Below are 16,147 nucleotides of genomic sequence, written 5' to 3' on the forward strand. Positions count from 1 at the left end.
CGCACCTCTGCGGAGGCTAACGAGCCGCCGGGTTAGCTTCTCCGGGGCGGCGGGTAAGGCCGGGTCGGGGCAGCCGTCGGCGGCGCTGGCCCCACCCTGCCGACGCCTCGACGGTGACGTTTACTCCTCGGGGCGCAGGGAACCCGCCGGCTGTGCGACAGGACCAGGAGGATCCGGATCAGCGCAGGTCAGCCCGGGTTTACGCCGGTGCTGACCGGGCCGGTTCCGGGCCGCTCGGGGGCCCTCGGCCCGTCCTGTACGACGCGGTGTTGCTGGATCGGGACGGCACTCTGATCGAGGACGTGCCGTACAACGGTGATCCGGAGAAGGTGCGGCCGGTGCCGGGCGCGCGGGCGGCGTTGGACCGGTTGCGGGCAGCCGGGTTGAGGTTGGCCGTGGTGACGAACCAGTCGGGCCTGGCCCGGGGCTACTTCACCGGTGAGCAGATGCGCGCGGTGCACGCCCGGGTCGAGGAGCTGCTGGGTCGCTTCGACGCCTGGTTGATCTGTCCGCACGACGACGCCGACGACTGTGACTGCCGTAAGCCGGCTCCCGGGCTGGTGCACGCCGCCGCCCGGGAGTTGGGGACGACCGCGTCGCGGTGCGTCATGGTGGGCGACATCGGCCGGGACGTTGCCGCGGCGCTTGCCGCAGGAGCGGCGGGTGTGTTGGTGCCCACCCCGGTGACCCGACCGGAGGAGATCGCCGCCGCCGGCTGGGTGGCCTCCGATCTGCCGTCGGCCGTGGCGGAGATCCTGCGCCGCCAGCAGGCGGTCCACTCGGTGCCCGATCGAGTGGGCGGGCGGGTGGGGACGGCGCTGGTGGTGCGGTCGGACTCCGCCGGGGACGTGCTGGTCACCGGGCCGGCGATCCGCGCCGTGGCGGCCGGCGCGGAGCGGGTGGTGCTGCTGTGCGGGCCACGGGGACGCGCTGCGGCGGACCTGCTGCCCGGAGTTGACGAGATCATCGAGTTTCCGCTGCCGTGGATCGACCCGACGCCGGAGTCGGTGGACTCGGAGGCGATGCGGAGCCTGACCGCGCGTCTCGCGGGGGTCGGCGCGGACCAGGCGGTGGTGTTCACCTCGTTCCACCAGTCCGCACTGCCGCTGGCGTTGCTGCTGCGGATGGCGGGCATCGGCCGGATCGCCGCGATCAGCGACGACTATCCGGGCTCGCTACTGGACATTCGCCACCGGGTGCCTGTCGGCGTTCCCGAACCCGAACGCGCCCTGTCCCTCGCCGCCGCCGCCGGCCACCGGCTGCCCCCCGACGACGAACCCGTGCTCCGGCTCCGGCCGGACGCCGTGGTCCCCCGGCCGACCGGCCTCGGTGACCCCGGCTACGTGGTGCTGCACCCCGGCTCGGCCGCGTCGAGCCGGGCCTGCCCGCCCGCGTTCGCGGCCCGGATCGCCGAGGCGCTGACCGCCGCGGGGCACCGGGTGCTGGTCACCGGCGGCCCGGACGAGCGTGCGGTCACCGCCCAGGTCGCGGCGGCCGGCGGCACCGACCTGGGTGGCCGTACCGACCTGGCCGGGCTGGCCGGGATCGTCGCCGACGCCGGTGCGGTGGTGGTCGGCAACACCGGGCCCGCGCACCTGGCCGCCGCGGCCGGGGTGCCGGTGGTGAGTCTCTTCGCACCGACCGTCCCGTTCGGACAGTGGGGGCCGTACCGGGTGCCCACCGTCCGGCTCGGCGACGCCGGAGCGCCCTGCCGGGACACCCGGGCGGCCAGCTGCCCGATCCCCGGGCACCCGTGCCTGAGCGGCGTCGACCCGGCTGAGGTGGTCGAGGCGCTGCGGGTGCTCGCCGTCAGCGGTGGTGGCGGCCGATGAACGTCCTGCTCTGGCACGTGCACGGCTCCTGGACCACGTCGTTCGTGCACGGCAGCCACCGCTACCTGATCCCCACCACACCCGACCGCGGCCCCTACGGCCTCGGCCGGGCCCGCACCTATCCCTGGCCCGACACCGCCATCGAGGTCAGCCCCGACGACCTGCCCGGCACCGACGTCGACCTGGTCATCCTGCAACGCCCGGAGGAGGTCGACCTCGCCGAGAAGTGGCTGCACCGCCGTCCCGGACAGGACGTCCCCGCCATCTACGTCGAACACAACACCCCCAAGGGCGACGTCCCCAACACCCGGCACCCGATGGCCGACCGCGACGACCTGCTCATCGCCCACGTCACCGGCTTCAACCAGATCTTCTGGGACACCGGCACCACCCCCACCACCGTGGTCGACCACGGCATCGTGGCACCCACCGTGTCCTACACCGGCGAGCTGGACCGACTCGCCGTGGTCATCAACGAACCCATCCGGCGAGGCCGCGTCACCGGCACCGACCTGCTGCCCCAGTTCGCCCAGATCGCACCGCTGGACGTCTACGGCATGGGCGTCACCGGCCTCGCCGACCACCTCGGTCTGAGCCCCGACCGAGTCGTCAGCCACGACGACGTACCCCAGGACCAGATGCACGCCGAACTGGCCCGACGCCGCGCCTACCTGCACCTGTGCCGCTGGACCTCCCTCGGACTCAGCCTCATCGAGGCGATGTCCATCGGCATGCCCGTCGTCGCCCTCGCCACCACCGAGGCCGTGACGGCCGTGCCCCCGGAGGCGGGGGCTCTCGCCACCCGGATGGACACCCTGCTCGACGCCGCCCGCCGGTTCATCGCCGAGCCGGCGGCAGCGCGTCAAGCCGGCGCGGCGGCACGGACCGCCGCGCGTGACAGGTACGGCCTCGACCGTTTCCTCGCTGACTGGGACCGGCTGCTGGAGGAGGAAGTATGCGGATCGCGATGATCTCGGAGCACGCCAGCCCGCTCGCCATCCTCGGAGGGGAGGACGCCGGCGGCCAGAACACGCACGTCGCGGAGCTGTCCGCCGCACTAGCCGCCGCCGGGCACGAGGTGAAGGTCTACACCCGCCGTGACGCGCTCGACCTGCCGGTGACCGTCCGCAGCCCGGACGGGTACGACGTGGTGCACGTACCGGCCGGTCCGGCCGAGCCGGTGGCCAAGGACGCGCTGTTGCCGCACATGCGGGAGTTCAGCCGTTGGCTCATCGAGCGGTGGCGGGGCGGGGACTGGGTGCCCGAGGTTATCCACGCGCACTTCTGGATGAGTGGCCTGGCCGCGCTGACCGCCGGTCGGCAGACCGGGGTGCCGGTGGTGCAGACGTACCACGCGCTGGGCACCGTGAAGCGCCGCTACCAGGGCGTGCAGGACACCAGCCCGGCCCGGCGGGTGTCCTACGAGCGCGAGTTGGGGCGCTCGGTCGACCGGGTGGTCGCGCAGTGCCGCGACGAGGTCGGCGAGCTGGTCCGGATGGGGGTGCCCCGCTCTCGGATGACCGTCGTTCCCTCCGGGGTCAACCTCACCACGTTCTCGCCGTTCGGGCCGGCGGCGGACCGCGAGCCCGGTCAGGCCCGGATCCTGACCGTGGGCCGGCTGGTCGAGCGCAAGGGCTTCCAGACGGTGGTCCGCGCGATGGAGCTGGTCCCGAACGCCGAGTGCGTGGTGGTCGGTGGCCCACCCGAGGGGCTGCTGGAGACCGACCCGTACGCCCGGCGGTTGCGGGCGTTGGCCGAGTCGTGCGGGGTGGCCGACCGGGTACGGCTGGTCGGCGCGGTGCCCCGGGAGGAGATGGGCCGCTGGTACCGCTCCGCGGACCTGCTGGTCGCCGCCCCCTGGTACGAGCCGTTCGGGTTGACCCCACTGGAGGCGATGGCCTGCGGGGTGCCGGTCGTCGGCACCGCCGTGGGCGGGATCCGCGACACCGTGGTCGACGGGACGACCGGTCTTCTCGTACCGGCCCGGGACCCGCGCGCCCTGGCCGCCGCGATCCAGCGGCTGCTGGACGACCGGATCCGGCGTTTCGCGTACGCCACCGCGGCCCGCGAGCGGGTCCGGTCGCGGTACTCGTGGGCGGTCACCGCCGAGCGGCTGGCGGAGGTCTACGGCGAGGTGGCCGCGGTGCGTCGGCCGACCCGGGTGGTGGCCTGATGCCGGCGGGCACCCTGCTCGACACCCACCTGACGAATCTCGCCGCAGCGCTGGCGCCCTATCGGGGGTGCGAGCCACAGCTCGCGCGTTGGGGTGCGCAGTTGGCGCGCCGGCTGGCCGCCGGCGGGCGGTTGCTGGTCGCCGGCAACGGCGGCAGCGCCGCCGAGGCCCAGCACCTCACCGCCGAACTCGTCGGCAAACTCCACCACGACCGCCAACCGCTCTCCGCCATCGCCCTGCACGCCGAAACCAGCGCCCTCACCGCCATCGCCAACGACTACGGCTACACCGACGTCTACGCCCGCCAGGTCCGCGCCCACGGCCGACCCGGCGACATCCTCCTGCTCCTCAGCACCAGCGGCACCAGTGCCAACCTCCTCACCGCCGCCCATGCCGGCCGCGACGCCGGCCTGGTCACCTGGGCGCTCACCGGGCCCGCCCCCAACCCCCTCGCCGACGCCTGCGACGACGTGCTCGCCGTCGGGTCCCCCGACACCCAGGTCGTCCAGGAACTGCACCTGGTCACCAGCCACCTGCTCTGCGAGTACGTCGAACAGGAACTGCCCGCCGCGCTGGCCGCGTCCACCCAGCCCCCGCCGGCCGAGCCCGCCCCGGCCGGTCGGCTCCCATCCGGGCCGGTGCGTACCGGGGTCGAGGTGGTGCTCGACAGCGGGACCGGACAGCAGGTCGACGCGTGAGGATGAGGAGGCAAGCGTGAGGGGACCCGTGGTGGTAATCGGGGACACCCTGCTCGACCGGGACGTGGAAGGGGTGGTGAACCGCCTCTGCCCGGACTCCCCGGTGCCGGTGCTCGACGAGACCTCGGCCATCGACCGGCCCGGTGGCGCCGGCCTGGCGGCGGTCTTCGCGGCCGCACAGGGCGCCGAGGTGGTGCTGGTGACCGCGCTCGCCGACGACGCTGGCGGCGCCCGGCTGAGCTCGCTGCTCGCCGCCGCCGGGGTGCAGGTGTATCCGCTGGCCCTGGCCGGCGCGACGCCGGAGAAGATCCGGCTGCGGGCCCGAGGGCGGGTGCTGCTGCGCCACGACCGCGGCGTCGCGCCCGGCGAACCGGGCCAGCCCTCCGACGAGGTGCTGCGGGTGATCGGCGCGGCATCGGCGGTGCTGGTCAGCGACTACGGCCGGGGGGTGGCGCGGCAGCCCGCGCTGCGCGCCGCACTGGCCGCCACCCGCGCGCCGGTGGTGTGGGACCCGCACCCGCGCGGACCGGCCGCGGTGCCCGGCGTGCACCTGGCCACACCGAACGAGTCGGAGGTACGCGAGCTGGTTCCCACCCTGCCCGGGGCGTCCCGGTTGGCGACCGCCTCCCGGGGCGCGCAGGGGCTGCGCCGGCGCTGGCGGGCCGGCGCGGTCGCGGTGACCCTGGGCGGGGACGGCGCGCTGCTCTGTCACGCCGGATCGACGCCGCTGGTGGTGCCCACCCCGGGCAGCGCCGAGGGGGACACCTGCGGGGCCGGCGACCGGTTCGCGGCCGCCGCCAGTCTCGCGCTGGCTCAGGGCGCGCTGGTCTCCGAGGCGGTGCAGGCCGCGGTCGCCGAGGCGTCCGCGTACGTGGCCGGTGGGGGAGTGGCCGCGGCACTGCCGCAGTCGGGAACGAGAGGCGGCCCGGTGAGCACCGGCGTGGTCGGCTCGGGTGGTGACCGGGTGGGTGTCGCGGCGGTCGCCACGCTGCTCGCCGACGTGCGCGCCTCCGGCGGCACGGTGGTGGCCACCGGCGGCTGCTTCGACCTGCTGCACGCCGGGCACGTTGCCACCCTGCAGGCAGCCCGGCAGCTCGGCGACTGCCTGATCGTCTGCGTCAACTCCGACGCCAGCGTGGCCGGGTTGAAGGGGCCGGAGCGGCCGGTGATGTCCGAGGGCGACCGCAGCCGGTTGCTGGCCGCGCTGAGCTGTGTGGACGCGGTCATGATCTTCGACGAGTCGACCCCGGACGCGGCGCTGTCCTGGCTGCGCCCGGACATCTGGGTCAAGGGCGGGGACTACGCCACCGGCGGTGGAGACGCCGCGACGCTGCCCGAGGCGGAGGTCCTGCGCCGGTGGGGCGGTCACACGGTGGTGGTGCCGTACCTGGACGGCCGGTCCACCACCGACATGATCGCTCGCTCCGGGCACGCCACCGGCGCGTGCTGCACCGTCGGCCAACCGGCGGAGCAGGACCGGTTCTCCGCGCCGTCGTCGGCCACGCCCGGCGGGGAGCGGACGCGATGACCGCCACGTCACCCGGCGCCGGGCCCACGGTGCTGGTCACCGGCGGCTCCAGCGGGCTCGGTGCAGCGGTGGTCGCCGCGGTGGCCGCCTCCGGTGGCCGGCCACTCGTGCTGGACCGGCGGCCGCCGGCCGACGACGGGGTGTCCTGGACCGAGTGCGACCTGGCCGACACCCGGGCCGCCGAGGTGGCCACCCGGCACATCGCCGAGCAGGCCGGTGGCGTGGACGCGGTGGTCACCGCCGCCGGCATCGACGTGCCGGGCCGGCTCGCCGACGTGCCGGGGGAGACCTGGGACCGGATCATCGCCGTGGACCTGCTGGCCACCGCCGCGGTGATCCGGGCCGCCCTGCCGTTCCTACAGATCTCCCGGGGCCGCATCGTCACCGTCGCCTCGACGCTGGGCGTGAAGGCGGTCAGTGACGCCACCGCGTACTGCGCGGCGAAGTTCGGCGTGGTCGGCTTCACCCGCGCACTCGCCGCCGAACTCGCCGGACAGGTCGGCGTCACCCTGCTCATCCCGGGCGGAATGCGGACCGCGTTCTTCGACGAGCGCGACCCGCAGTACAAGCCAGGGGCGGACGCCATCCTCAACGATCCCGCCGACACCGCCGCCGCCATCATGTTCGCCCTCAGCCAGCCCTCCGGCTGCGCGGTACGCGAACTGGTGGTCTGCGCCGAGCAGGAGACCTCGTACCCGTGATCCTCGTCCTGCGCGCCCTCGGCGTCGGCGACCTCGTCACGGCGGTGCCCGCACTGCGGGCGCTGCGCGCCGCGTACCCCGATCGGGAGTTGGCGCTCGCCGCGCCCGCCTGGCTGGCCCCGCTGGTCGACCTGGTCGGCGGTGTCGACCACCTGGTCGACACCGCCGGGCTGGATCGGCCGGCGTGGCCCGGCCCGGCTCCGGAGGTCGCGGTGAACCTGCACGGGCGCGGCCCGCAGTCACACCGGCTGCTCGCCGCCGCCCGACCCGGGCGGCTGCTCGCCTTCGCCAACCGGGACGCCGGTTTCGCCGCCGGCCCGCGGTGGGTCGCCGACGAACACGAGGTGGATCGGTGGTGCCGGCTGCTGTCCTGGTACGGGATCCCAGCCGACCCTGGGGATCTCGCGCTGCGCCGGCCCGCGCCGGCCGGACTGCCCACCGGCGCCACCGTGCTGCATCCTGGCAGCAAGATTCCCGCCAAGCGCTGGCCCGCCGAGCGGTTCGCCGCGCTGGCCCGGGCGCTCACCGACCGGGGGCACCGGGTGCTGCTCACCGGATCGGCCGACGAGCGACCGCTGGCCGCCCGGGTGGCCGACGCGGCCGGCCTGCCGCCCACCGCCGTGCTGGCCGGCCGGACCGACCTCGGCGCGCTGGCCGCGCTGGTCGCCGACGCCCGACTGGTGGTCAGTGGGGACACCGGTGTGGCCCACCTGGCCACCGGCTACGGCACGGCCTCGGTGGTGCTCTTCGGGCCGGTGCCGCCGGCCCACTGGGGACCGCCGCCGGACCGGCCCCGGCACCGGGTGCTCTGGGCCGGCGAGGGGGACCGGCCCAGGTGGGACGGGGTGGGAAGCCATCCGACCTTGGCGGCCGTACCCCTCGACGAGGTGTTGGCCGCCGTGGCTGAGGTGGAACGGGTGGTGCGGGTCTCCGGTGCGGTTGCGGCGTAGTGATCCGGGTCGGCCCGGATACGGCCGTCGACGGCGCGGCAAGGGGTGGCTCTTCGTCGACCCGGCCGGCGCCCCGGTCAAGGACCCCGACGTCCTGGCCCGACTGCGCGAGCTGGTCATCCCGCCGGCCTGGCAGGGCGTCTGGATCTCGCCGTACCCGAACGGGCACATCCAGGCGACCGGCGTCGACGCGGCCGGGCGCAAGCAGTACGTGTACCACCCGCTGTGGCGGGAGAAGCAGGACGAGGCGAAGTTCGACCACATGCTGGAGGTGGCCCGGCGGCTGCCGGTGTTGCGCGAGCGCGTGGGGCGCGACCTGGACGGCCGGGGGTTGGGTCGGGACCGGGTGCTGGCCACCGTGGCCCGGCTGTTGGACATGGGAATGTTCCGGGTCGGCAGCGACCAGTACGCGGCCGGCGATGAGCCGACGTTCGGGGTGTCCACCCTGCGCCCGGAGCATGCCCGGACCCGAGGCGGCTGTGTGGTCTTCGAGTTCCCCGCGAAGGGCGGCATCGAGCAGGTGCGCCGGATCGAGGATCCGGAGCTGTGCCAGGTGCTGACCAACCTGCGCCGTCGCCGACGGGAGGCGGACCGGCTGTTCGGCTACTGGGACGGTCGGGAGTGGCGCGACGTGCGCAGCGACGAGGTCAACGGCTACCTGCGCGACGCCAGCGGCGGGGAGATGACGGCCAAGGATTTCCGCACCTGGCACGCCACCGTGCTCGCCGCCACCGAGCTGGCCACCGTCGGCCCGGCGCGCTCGATGACCGCCCGGCGCAAGGCCGTGGTCGCGGTGATGCGCGCGGTGGCCGAGTTGTTGGGCAACACCCCCACGGTGGCGCGTGCATCCTATGTGGATCCTCGGGTGGTCGACCTCTACCACGACGGGATGGTGGCGCCGGTGGATCCACGGGCGCCGCGTGAGGAGGCCGAACGGGTCGTGTTGGAGCTGCTGGAGAAGGCCTGACCGGCCCCGCCGACGTTCCTGGGGGAGAGCGACGGGACCGGGGTCTCGGCTTGGCGAGCGGAGGTGACACCGGGCGGCCGCCCGCTGCGGCATGGCGGCGGGCGCCTCGCCACGGCCCCCGTTGGCGGCCGATCATGAGCTCGGGTCGGCCGCGCTGCCTGTCAGTCTGCCCGCGACAAGTTGACCGTGGACGCCGGGCGGTTGACGATCCGCGCCGGATCCGACTGGCCCTCGCGGTACGCCTGCGGGCTCAGCCCGTAGGCGACCCGGAACACCCGGCTGAAGTGGGCCTTGTCGGGAAACCCCCAGCGCGCGGCGATGGTCTGCACGGACTGGGTACGCAGCGTCGGGTCGGTGAGGTCGCGTCGGCACCGCGCCAGCCGCAGGTCCCGGATGTACGACGCCACGGTGGCCTCCTCGCCCTCGAACAGCCGGTGCAGCGAGCGCAGCGAGATGTGGTGGGCGTCCGCGACGGCCTGCGGGCTGATTGCCGCGTCGCCGAGGTGGCGGTGGACGTACGCCTGCACCTGGGTGACAAGCGCGCGGCGGCGTACCTCGGTGGGCACCTCGTCCTCGGCGACCAGGTGCCGTCCGAGCATGGTGGTGGCCAGGTCCAGCCCGACCGCGCCGAGCCGGCTGGCGTCGGCGGCGTGGTACTGCTCGGGGTGCCCGGTGACCTGGCGCAGGAACTGCGCCAGCAGCGCCCCGATCCCCTCGCTGCCGGACATCCGGCCGCCGTAGAGCGCGGCCATCCGCTGCGGCGGCAGCGGCAGCGCGGCGTGCGGAATCAGCGTGATGATCGAGGTGGCCTGGTCCCGTGCCGGCTCGGTCGCGTGGTGACAGACGTCGTGCGGGCGGGAGGCGTCGTAGAAGGTGAACTCGCCGGCCTGGATCTCACTGTGGCGACCGTCCTGGCTGGACGTGCCGACGCCGCCGGTGGTGAGGGCGAGCACGTAGAACTCCGGGTCGGAGCGACGGACCAGCTTGCGGGTGCGGGTGGCGTCCAGCGACGGGTACTGGTACTCGACCAGCTGGATCGGGCCGAGGTCGATGAAGTCGGCGCGGGCGGCGAAGTCGTCGGTGTGCGCGGACTGGATCCGCAGCGGCGCCGAGGTGCGCGCGACCAGGTCGAGCCACATCCCGAACCGCTCACCCGGCGGCAGGACGGTGGTGTCGACGGTGTCCCGGTGCAGCATCCGGCGCCCCTCAGACCGCTCGCCGCCGGATCAGGGCCTCGATGCCGTCGAGGATCCGGTCGAGGCCGAAGGTGAACTCCTCGTCCAGGTCGTCGTCCTGGTTCAGCACGCCGGAGGTCAGCACCCGGTGCAGCGCCGGGAAGCGGGCCGGGTCGATGAGCCGGCTGAGCATCCGGCTGTACGCCGGCATCATCTCGCCCGGGTTCATGCCGGCGGCCCGGCTGCCCTCGGCGATCTGCGTGGAGAGGGTGGCCTCGTTGCGGACGTACCCGGTGATCAGCAGCAGTGTCGACATCTGCTCGCCCTCGGCCAGCGCGGTGCCGTCGAGGCAGCGCAGCCCGTCCTCCATCCAGCCGAGCGTCTGGGGGGTGATCGGCGGGCCGGTGATCGGCACGTGCAGCAGCCAGGGCCGCCGCCGCAGCACGTCGTGCTCGGCCCAGGCCCAGCGGGTGAGGCCGGCGCGCCAGTCGGCGTCCGGTGCGGCGGGACCGGGCGGCGGGCCGTACCCGGCGTCCACCATGAGCATCAGCAGCTCGTCCTTGGAGCCGATGTACCGGTAGAGGGCCATGGTGGCGGCGCCCAACTCCTTGGCCACCCGGCTCATCGAGACGGCCGCCAGCCCGTCGGCGTCGGCCACGCGCACGGCGGCGTCCACGATGCCGCTCACGGTCAGCCCGGGCCGGGGCCCCTTGGGAGGCCGCTCGCGCAGCCCCCAGGCGCTCTGGATGGCCGGCGGGATCGCCGGGCCGCTGTCGTCTGTCTTCGCCGCCACATTTCCTCCTTGCCTCGCCATCCTAGTTCTGCGTATGGTCTACGCAGAACAGCGTACGCCATACGCAGAAGGAGTCTTCCCATGACAGCGACGACCGCACCGGCACCGCGCGCGGGCCGGCGGGAGTGGATCGGGTTCACGGTGCTGATGCTGCCGCTGCTCCTGGTCTCGATGGACGTGTCGGTGCTCTACTTCGCCGTCCCGTTCATCAGCGAGGAACTGCGCCCCACCGGCACCCAGCAGCTCTGGATCTTCGACATCTACGGCTTCGTGCTGGCCGGGCTACTGATCACCATGGGCGCCCTGGGCGACCGGATCGGCCGGCGCCGACTGCTGCTGATCGGCGCCGCCGCGTTCGGGGCGGCGTCCCTGCTGGCCGCGTACGCCGACAGCGCCGCCACCCTGATCGCCGCGCGCGCCGTGCTGGGCGTGGGCGGGGCCACCCTGATGCCCTCCACGCTCGCCCTGGTGCGCAACATGTTCCACGACGCCAAGCAGCGTGGCACCGCGATCGGCATCTGGACCGCCACGCTCACCGGCGGCATCGCGATCGGTCCGGTGCTCAGCGGCATCCTGCTGGAGCACTTCTGGTGGGGCTCGATCTTCCTGATCAACATTCCGGCGATGCTGCTGCTGCTCCTGCTCGCCCCGGTCCTGGTGCCCGAGTTCCGCAACCCGACGGCCGGGCGGTTCGACCTGGTCAGCGCCGTGCTGTCGCTCGGCGCGCTGCTGCCGGTGATCTACGGCATCAAGGAGATGGCCCGGGACGGCGTCAGTGCCGCTCGGGTGCTGGCCATCGTCGCCGGCCTGCTGGTCGGGGCGCTGTTCCTGCACCGGCAGCGGACCCGGGCGTACCCGATGATCGACCTGGCGCTGTTTCGCCGTCGGGGCTTCGCCGGGTCGCTCGCGGTCAACCTGCTGGCGATGTTCGCCCTGGTCGGCTTCGCCATCTTCACCACCCAGCACCTCCAGTCGGTGCTCGGCCTGAGCCCGCTGCGGGCGGCACTGTGGAGCCTGGTGCCGTCGCTGGCGGTGGGCGGGATCGCCCCGGCCGCCGCCGCGCTCGCCCAGCGCATCGAGCGGGCGTACCTGATCGGGACGGGTTTCGGGATCGCCGTGGTCGGCTTCGTGGTGCTCACCCGGGTCACGCCGGAGTCGCCGCTCTGGCTGCTGCTGCTCGGCGCCAGCATCTACGCCGCCGGGCTGGTCATGGTGATGTCGCTGGTCACCGAACTGGTGCTCGGCGCGGCGCCGCCGGAGCAGGCCGGTGTCGCCTCGGCGCTGACCGAGTCCAGCAGCGAGTTGGGCGGCGCGCTGGGGATGGCGATCCTGGGCAGCGTGGGTGCCGCGGTCTACCGGCGCGAGGTCGTCGACGGCCTGCCCGCCGGGCTGCCGGGGGATGCCCGCGACGCGGCCCGGGAGACGCTGGGTGGTGCGCTGGCGGTGGCCGACGGGCTGCCGGCCGAGCTTGGCGACGCGGTGCTGCACGCCGCCCGGCTGGCGTTCACCGACGGGCTGCACCTCGCCGCGATCGCCGCCATGGTGGCGATGCTGCTGGGCGCGGTGACCGCGCTGGTCGCGCTGCGCGGAGCCCGGCCGGGCGACCCCGCCGTGCTGGCCGCCGACCCGGTCCCGGCCCCGCCGGTTGTGGCCGGGACGGCGGTGCAGCGAACGCCGAACCCGACCGGTCCGGGTGGTCCAACGGCGTCGTGACCGGCGGAGCAGAGCGGCCGCCCGGTGGTCCGCCCGTGCGGGGGACCACCGGGCGGCCGCCCGGTTGGTTGTTGTCGGGTGGGTCGTCGGTCAGTCGGTGAGTACGTGCGCGAGCCGGTCGCGGAAGCGCCGCTCGGAATCGCTGACCGACTCGCCGCCGAGGCCGAGCAGCCCGCCGCTGGAAGCGGCGCCCACCACCTGCTCGGCGATCTTCACCAGCCAGTGCTTGTACGCCCCGGCCGCACCCTCGTCGACCCGCGCGGCCAGCAACGCGGCGGCCTGGCCGGCCCGCAGCAGCACGTCGTCGATCATCGCCCGCGGGTCGGCGGGCGCGATGACCGGCAACTCCTCGCCGGTCTCCGGATCGCCGACCCGGGTCACGATCTCGCCGGCCACAGCGGCGACCAGCGGGCTGGCCGACTCCCGGCCAGCGGCGATGGTCTCCAGTCCGGCCGCGTTCTCCGCCATGGTCCGGCGGGTGCCGTCGGACTCGGCGGCGCTCGCCGCGGTCAGCACCGACTGAGGTAGGCCGACCAGCAGCCCCCACTCCTCGTCGGAGAAACCGAAACCGGTGTACGCCGGCTGCTCGATCACGGCAACGCCCCTTCCACCCTGCTCTGCTTGGTCAATCGGTTGGCCCGGTGCCCGGTCAGGCTAGTCCAGGGTCAGCAGGCCCTGTTCGGACACCACGCGCACCGACAGCGTCTTGTACCCGACCTCGTCGAAGAGAACCGTCATCTTGTCCTCCTCGTACCCGAGCACCATGCCGTGCCCCCACTCCGGGTGGCGCACCTGACTGTGCACCGCGAACGGCCCGACCGCCCCCTGGTCGGCGACGCTGGTGCCGGCGTGGCAGTTGTCGCAGTGCCCGCAGACCTGGGTCATCTGCTCGCCGAAGTACGCCAGCAGGGTCTGCCCCCGGCAGGCGCTGGTCTCGGCGAAGGCCCGCATCATGTCGGTGCGGGACCGCGTCACGGTCTGCTGCCGCTCCGCCTCGGCCAGCGCCGCCGCGGCGGCGTCGACCGGGGTGGGGGAGTAGGGAGGGGCACCGATGCGTTGCCGGGCCCGCGGCTCGGCCGCCCCGGCCTGCTCCAGCAGGGAGATGTACTGGCCCAGCTTGCGCGGCCCGAGGCCGGTGGCCTCGCGCAGCTCGGTCTTGGTGGCCGGCTCACGGCGCAGCAGCGCGGCCAGGTCGCGCAGCTCGTTCTCGTCGGGCAGGCCACCGCTGAAGAACCGTTGCAGGCCCACGTCCTCGGCCTGCCAGAGCAGCAGCACCCGGGCCGGCTGCCCGTCGCGCCCGGACCGGCCGATCTCCTGGAAGTAGCTGTCCGGCGAGTCGGGCAGCGCCATGTGCACCACCCAGGCGATGTTGGGCTTGTCGATGCCCATCCCGAACGCCGAGGTGGCCACCATGATCGGCACCTGGTCGGCGAGGAACGCCTCGTGCAGCTCGGAGCGCGCCCCGGCGGCCATTCCGCCGTGGTAGCACTGCGCCGGGAAGCCGGCGTCGGTCAACCGGGTGGCCAGCTCCTCGGCGGCGCGGCGGGTCGGCACGTAGATGATTCCCGGCCGTTCATCGTCACGCAGCAGCGCGACCAGGCGCCGCCACCGGTAGTCCTCGGTGGGGCAGTGCGCCACCTCCAGGAACAGGTTGGGCCGGTCCAGCCCGGAGACCACCACCTCCGGCTTGTGCAGCCGCAGCCGGGCGATGATGTCGTCGCGTACCGGCGGGGACGCGGTGGCGGTCAGCGCGACCACCGGTGGCCGCCCGATGCCCTCGATGAGGTGCCCGAGCGCCAGGTAGTCGGGACGGAAGTCGTGCCCCCAGGCCGAGATGCAGTGCGCCTCGTCGATCGCCACCAGCGCCGGCTTGAGTGCGGCCACCTCGGCCATCCGATCGGGGTTGCTCAGCTGCTCCGGGGTGATGAACAGGAACTCCGCCCGCCCCTCGCGAATCTCGTTGATCGCCTCGGCCTGCTGGGCGGCCGACTCGTTCGAGCTGATCCGCACCGCCCGCAGCTCCGGACGCTGGCGCTCGTTGAGGGCCGCGATCTGGTCCTGCTGGAGAGCCAGCAGCGGGGAGATCACCACGGTGGGGCCGGGGATCAGGCTGGCCGGGATCTGGTAGATGGCGGACTTGCCGGCGCCCGTGGGCAGCACGACCAGGGCGTCGCGTCGCTTCATCACCGCGCGCATGGCCGCCAGTTGGTTGGGCCGCAACGCGGTCCAGCCGAAGAGGCTCCGTGCCGCGCGGCGCAACGTCATCGAGTGCGTGGACAGCTTCATCGAGGGCCGGAGGTACCCGACCCGATCACCGCCGAAACGCGCCCGACGGCAACTGTCCAGGGTCTCGCCGAGGCACCACGGACTCAGCGCACCCGGGGCAGGACCTCGCGCTGGTAGAGGTCGAACAGGCCCTGGTAGTGCGGGCCGACGTTGGCCACGTACACCTCGTCGAAGCCGGCTCTGGCGAACTTCCCGATCATCTCGACGTTCGCGTCGGCGCTGTTGCCGCACACGAACGCCTCCTTCAGCATCTCCGGCCGGACCAGCTGGGCGGCCTGCTCGAAGTGGCGCGGCGAGGGCAGCACCTGGGACAGCTCGCCCGGGACCCCGGCGTTGGGCCAGCGCTGGTACGCGATCCGCATGCCCTCGTCCTCGCTGTCCGCGTACGCCGCCTTGAATCCGGCCTGGCACGGCTTGTCGCCGCCGCCGTTCTCCCGGAAGCGCCGGACCATCTCGCTGTCGGGCCTGGTGCTCACGTAGCCGTCGCCGATCCGGGCGGCGAGGTCGATGGACTTCGGGCCGAAGCCGGAGACGTAGATCGGCGGGGGAGTGTCAGGCAGCGTGTAGATCCGGGCGTGCTCGACGGTGTAGTGCTTGCCGTGGTGGTTGACGAAGTCGCCGGTCCAGAGCTTCCGCAGCACCTCGACGGCCTCCTCCAGCATCTCCAGCCGGACGTCGGCCTGCGGCCAGGCGTCGCCGAAGATGTGCTCGTTGAGCGCCTCGCCGCTGCCGACGCCGAGTGCGAACCGCCCGCCGTGCAGCACCCTGCTGGTCGCCGCCGCCTGCGCGATCACGGCCGGGTGGATCCGCACCGTCGGGCAGGTCACCGCGGTGGTCACCGGCAGCGAACAGACCTGGCTGAGCGCGCCGATCATCGACCAGACGAACGGGCTCTGACCCTGTGCGTCCACCCACGGGTGGTAGTGGTCGGAGATCCAGAGCGCCTCGAAGCCGGCCTGTTCGGCGCCGCGCGCCTGCGCTACCAGCTCGGCCGGCGTGAACTCCTCACTGGACAGGATGTAGCCGACCTTCATCGTCCCCCCTCGGCACGGACCTGCTGGGTGGATTAGCGGTACCCCGGCCGTCGCCGGCCACACCCGGTCCGCCGGCTCTCACCCGATCGCGCCGGGCGGGTCGCGCTCAGCGTCGGCCGAACATCGCCCGGATCGCGGCCAGGAGCAGCAGGGCGCCGACCACCAGGCCGAGCAGGCGTACGCCGGGGATATCGGCCGGGCTCGTCGCGTCGGCCAGCAGGGCGGGATCCATCCCCGCACTCTCCCGGGGACCGTGCCTCCAGGCAACTGTAAGGTTTATTGACTATTGAATCGCTC

The 16,147-nt window shown here is 73.8% G+C and carries 15 protein-coding genes; 9 read left to right on the forward strand and 6 right to left on the reverse strand.

The annotated features are described in order from the left end of the window. Positions 1-152 precede the first annotated feature (152 nt). The 8 genes from OG470_RS18210 to OG470_RS18245 are packed head-to-tail and all read left to right on the forward strand — an operon-like array spanning position 153 to position 8,849. Positions 153-1,832, forward strand: a complete 1,680-nt coding sequence (locus OG470_RS18210) for an HAD-IIIA family hydrolase (RefSeq protein WP_442931163.1) — start codon at positions 153-155, stop codon at positions 1,830-1,832. Then, positions 1,829-2,803: a glycosyltransferase family protein gene (locus OG470_RS18215; RefSeq protein ID WP_328425863.1), complete on the forward strand. Its 975-nt coding sequence runs from the start codon at positions 1,829-1,831 to the stop codon at positions 2,801-2,803. Before OG470_RS18210 ends, OG470_RS18215 begins: the two co-directional genes overlap by 4 nt. After that, the gene (locus OG470_RS18220; RefSeq protein ID WP_328425865.1) at positions 2,788-4,005 is read left to right on the forward strand and encodes a glycosyltransferase; all 1,218 of its coding nucleotides are present in this window, start codon (positions 2,788-2,790) and stop codon (positions 4,003-4,005) included. The genes OG470_RS18215 and OG470_RS18220 overlap by 16 nt, the downstream gene beginning before the upstream one ends. Continuing rightward, entirely contained in the window at positions 4,002-4,703 is a 702-nt protein-coding gene (locus OG470_RS18225; protein ID WP_328426445.1) for a D-sedoheptulose-7-phosphate isomerase, read from the forward strand. Before OG470_RS18220 ends, OG470_RS18225 begins: the two co-directional genes overlap by 4 nt. Before the next feature lie 16 nt (positions 4,704-4,719). Beyond that, positions 4,720-6,231 carry a PfkB family carbohydrate kinase gene (locus OG470_RS18230; protein WP_328425867.1) on the forward strand — a complete coding sequence of 504 codons (1,512 nt, stop codon included), beginning with the start codon at positions 4,720-4,722 and terminating at the stop codon, positions 6,229-6,231. Next, on the forward strand, positions 6,228-6,932 hold the full coding sequence (locus tag OG470_RS18235; protein WP_328425869.1) for an SDR family oxidoreductase: 705 nt from the start codon (positions 6,228-6,230) through the stop codon (positions 6,930-6,932). Before OG470_RS18230 ends, OG470_RS18235 begins: the two co-directional genes overlap by 4 nt. Next, the gene (locus OG470_RS18240; protein ID WP_328425871.1) at positions 6,929-7,882 is read left to right on the forward strand and encodes a glycosyltransferase family 9 protein; all 954 of its coding nucleotides are present in this window, start codon (positions 6,929-6,931) and stop codon (positions 7,880-7,882) included. Before OG470_RS18235 ends, OG470_RS18240 begins: the two co-directional genes overlap by 4 nt. After that, on the forward strand, positions 7,866-8,849 hold the full coding sequence (locus OG470_RS18245) for a DNA topoisomerase IB (RefSeq protein WP_328425873.1): 984 nt from the start codon (positions 7,866-7,868) through the stop codon (positions 8,847-8,849). Before OG470_RS18240 ends, OG470_RS18245 begins: the two co-directional genes overlap by 17 nt. A 161-nt stretch (positions 8,850-9,010) precedes the next feature. Here OG470_RS18245 and OG470_RS18250 read toward each other — a convergent pair whose 3' ends face one another. Together OG470_RS18250 and OG470_RS18255 are read right to left on the reverse strand one after the other, a co-directional pair. Then, positions 9,011-10,045 carry a helix-turn-helix domain-containing protein gene (locus OG470_RS18250; protein ID WP_328425875.1) on the reverse strand — a complete coding sequence of 345 codons (1,035 nt, stop codon included), beginning with the start codon at positions 10,043-10,045 and terminating at the stop codon, positions 9,011-9,013. Between the two features lie 10 nt (positions 10,046-10,055). Then, a complete protein-coding gene (locus OG470_RS18255; RefSeq protein WP_328425877.1) occupies positions 10,056-10,817 on the reverse strand; it encodes a TetR/AcrR family transcriptional regulator in 762 nt (253 codons plus the stop codon). An 81-nt stretch (positions 10,818-10,898) separates the two neighbouring features. On the opposite strand from OG470_RS18255, the gene OG470_RS18260 reads away from it, so the two are divergent. Continuing rightward, entirely contained in the window at positions 10,899-12,530 is a 1,632-nt protein-coding gene (locus OG470_RS18260; RefSeq protein WP_328425879.1) for an MFS transporter, read from the forward strand. A gap of 90 nt (positions 12,531-12,620) precedes the next feature. Here OG470_RS18260 and OG470_RS18265 read toward each other — a convergent pair whose 3' ends face one another. The 4 genes from OG470_RS18265 to OG470_RS18280 form a co-directional block, all read right to left on the reverse strand. Further along, the gene (locus OG470_RS18265; protein WP_328425881.1) at positions 12,621-13,124 is read right to left on the reverse strand and encodes a hypothetical protein; all 504 of its coding nucleotides are present in this window, start codon (positions 13,122-13,124) and stop codon (positions 12,621-12,623) included. Between the two features lie 60 nt (positions 13,125-13,184). Beyond that, positions 13,185-14,816, reverse strand: coding sequence for a RecQ family ATP-dependent DNA helicase (locus OG470_RS18270; protein ID WP_328425882.1), 1,632 nt, complete (start codon positions 14,814-14,816; stop codon positions 13,185-13,187). 83 nt (positions 14,817-14,899) lie between these two features. Beyond that, entirely contained in the window at positions 14,900-15,850 is a 951-nt protein-coding gene (locus tag OG470_RS18275) for a TIGR03557 family F420-dependent LLM class oxidoreductase (RefSeq protein WP_328425883.1), read from the reverse strand. A 106-nt stretch (positions 15,851-15,956) separates the two neighbouring features. Then, positions 15,957-16,082 carry a hypothetical protein gene (locus OG470_RS18280; protein ID WP_255421242.1) on the reverse strand — a complete coding sequence of 42 codons (126 nt, stop codon included), beginning with the start codon at positions 16,080-16,082 and terminating at the stop codon, positions 15,957-15,959. Positions 16,083-16,147: the final 65 nt, after the last annotated feature.

It is taken from the genome of Micromonospora sp. NBC_00389 (assembly GCF_036059255.1).
Lineage (GTDB): Bacteria > Actinomycetota > Actinomycetes > Mycobacteriales > Micromonosporaceae > Micromonospora.

Excerpts from the sequence above, each read along its gene's own strand:
- OG470_RS18275 (WP_328425883.1), bottom strand. The coding sequence starts at position 15,850 with ATGAAGGTCGGCTACATCCTGTCCAGTGAGGAGTTCACGCCGGCCGAG.
- OG470_RS18250 (WP_328425875.1), bottom strand. The coding sequence starts at position 10,045 with ATGCTGCACCGGGACACCGTCGACACCACCGTCCTGCCGCCGGGTGAG.
- OG470_RS18260 (WP_328425879.1), top strand. The coding sequence starts at position 10,899 with ATGACAGCGACGACCGCACCGGCACCGCGCGCGGGCCGGCGGGAGTGG.
- OG470_RS18280 (WP_255421242.1), bottom strand. The coding sequence starts at position 16,082 with ATGGATCCCGCCCTGCTGGCCGACGCGACGAGCCCGGCCGATATCCCC.
- OG470_RS18270 (WP_328425882.1), bottom strand. The coding sequence starts at position 14,816 with ATGAAGCTGTCCACGCACTCGATGACGTTGCGCCGCGCGGCACGGAGC.
- OG470_RS18220 (WP_328425865.1), top strand. The coding sequence starts at position 2,788 with ATGCGGATCGCGATGATCTCGGAGCACGCCAGCCCGCTCGCCATCCTC.
- OG470_RS18215 (WP_328425863.1), top strand. The coding sequence starts at position 1,829 with ATGAACGTCCTGCTCTGGCACGTGCACGGCTCCTGGACCACGTCGTTC.
- OG470_RS18235 (WP_328425869.1), top strand. The coding sequence starts at position 6,228 with ATGACCGCCACGTCACCCGGCGCCGGGCCCACGGTGCTGGTCACCGGC.